At 45.1% G+C, this 2,048-nt stretch carries 1 protein-coding gene and 1 pseudogene; both read right to left on the minus strand.

What is annotated here, in order from left to right; genetic code table 11:
* Positions 1–165: pseudogene (locus ACY3FQ_RS18160) on the minus strand (DDE-type integrase/transposase/recombinase); the annotation flags it as partial.
* A gap of 64 nt (positions 166–229) precedes the next feature.
* On the minus strand, positions 230–1,471 hold the full coding sequence (gene ltrA / locus ACY3FQ_RS18165; RefSeq protein WP_071321322.1) for a group II intron reverse transcriptase/maturase: 1,242 nt from the start codon (positions 1,469–1,471) through the stop codon (positions 230–232).
* Between the last annotated feature and the right edge of the window lie 577 nt (positions 1,472–2,048).

Consider the following 2,048-nt stretch of genomic DNA (forward strand, 5'->3'; position numbering starts at 1 on the left):
AGGACAACCATATTTCACAATTGCTTCTTGCAACGCATCTATGCAAAAGTCTGTTTCCATACTGATCGATACGCGATGAGCCAGTACTTTACGACTATGCCAATCTATAATTGCACACAGATAGACAAAGCCTTTAGCCATAGGAATGTACGGGTGAGTAGACCAAGGGAATCTCACCCTTAGCCCCTCGCAGAACCGGACGTGAACCTCTCAGCTCATCCGGCTCCCATTATCCAACCGATGGTAAACATCCCATTTTCCAGTGCACAAAGGCATTTGGAAAATCACGCGCAAGTCGCCCTAAGGCATATCTAGCCCGTCTTTTATGACGGGCCAAGTTTTTATACTTACGCCTCATCCAGCGTATAAGATAAGCATTCATGTGTTGCCAGATCGCTGACATTGCTGAACCATGGAATCGACCATAGTATTGCTGCCAACCTTGAAGAATTGGATTAAATATTGCAGATAAATCACTTAATTCGCGATTACACATCAGATGTAGATGCCATTTCCGAATAGTCTGTCGCATTGTTTTAAGTGCATCACGACTGACTGCAGGAGAGAAATTTACATAAACTCTTTTATACTTGTCCACAGCCTTACGGGGCCTAAACGTGTACCCGAGAAAAGTAAATTGAACATCTGGATATGCTTGGCGACGATTCACATCTTGGCAATAAACAATCTTTGTCTTATCTGGATGCAATTCGAGTCCACATTCACGAAATCGTGCACCAATCTTTTGTAAAACAAGTTTGGCTTGAGATAAACTTCGGCAATGAATTACTCCATCATCCGCATAGCGGCAGAATCTTACACTCGCAAGATTCTTGGTAATCCACATGTCAAAAGCATAATGCATAAATAAATTAGCCAATAGAGGACTGATAACTCCACCTTGCGGTGTGCCGTGATTCCTTTCTAAAACTTGACCATCTACATTTTGCATAGGTGCTTTTAACCAGCGTTCTACATAAAGAAGAATCCATGGAATTTCGCAGTGTTTCTTAAGTGCACGCATGAGTAGATTATGATCAATGTTATCAAATAGACCTTTGATATCAAATTCCACAACCCAGTCATACTCCCAACTTCGTCGTCTCACCACAGCTATCGCATCATGGGCAGAACGCCCTGGACGATATCCATAAGAGTTTGGATGAAATAGAGGATCAATCTGTGGCTCCAATATAAGCTTGACAGCTGTTTGTGCTACTCGATCCGCTACTGTTGGAATGCCTAACATACGTACCCCACCTGATTTCTTTGGAATCGGAACACCTTTGACTGGCGGTGGAAAATAACTGCCTGAACAAAGTCGGTTCCATAGTTTATACAGGTTGCCTTTTAAGTGGTGTTCGAATTGCTCAATAGATTCATGATCGATGCCTGCAGCACCGCCATTCTCTTTGACTTTCTTGAATGCCTCCCAAATTAACGCTTTAGGAATGTTAAATGGTTTGGTCATAAAGCCTTGTTCCTCCTGCTTGTGCAGTTGACAAGACCGCAGACCTGGATAATGCAGCCCCTTCGCTCCATTACCATTACAGTAACTTCAACACTACTACGAGCTGCTCCGCCCCTTGGTGACGCATTGCTATTATCGGCCTTGCCTTTTGAGCTTGTACCTTTCGCTTGACATCGCCACCGAAGGTTCCCGCAGTTCAACGTAAAAGCCTGAATTAGGATCGCGCTGCCTCTACGCCGGACACCGAATGGCCCGTAAGCAGGTAACGGCCAAACTGATCGCGGGGCAACATCCATCCCCGGTTTTGATGTCATTTGAGTACTTTCGACACTTGAACGGCAGTTCACTGGTGTTCGCCTTCCTAATTCTTACCTGACGCCTTTACAACGCCTTTTCCATAACGCTCACGACCGGGACTTTTGATCCAAGCCGCTTATGGTGGTTTGCTACCTGCTCCTGCAAGCCGATAGCGAGGGGCCATACCCTCATCTCTTACGCCGCTTGCTGCGGCACACTGATATCTGTACACCAGACTTGATTAGAGTGATCGATGACCATGTTTTTCAACAGATATGGG

It is taken from the genome of Acinetobacter sp. AB03, assembly GCF_058107045.1.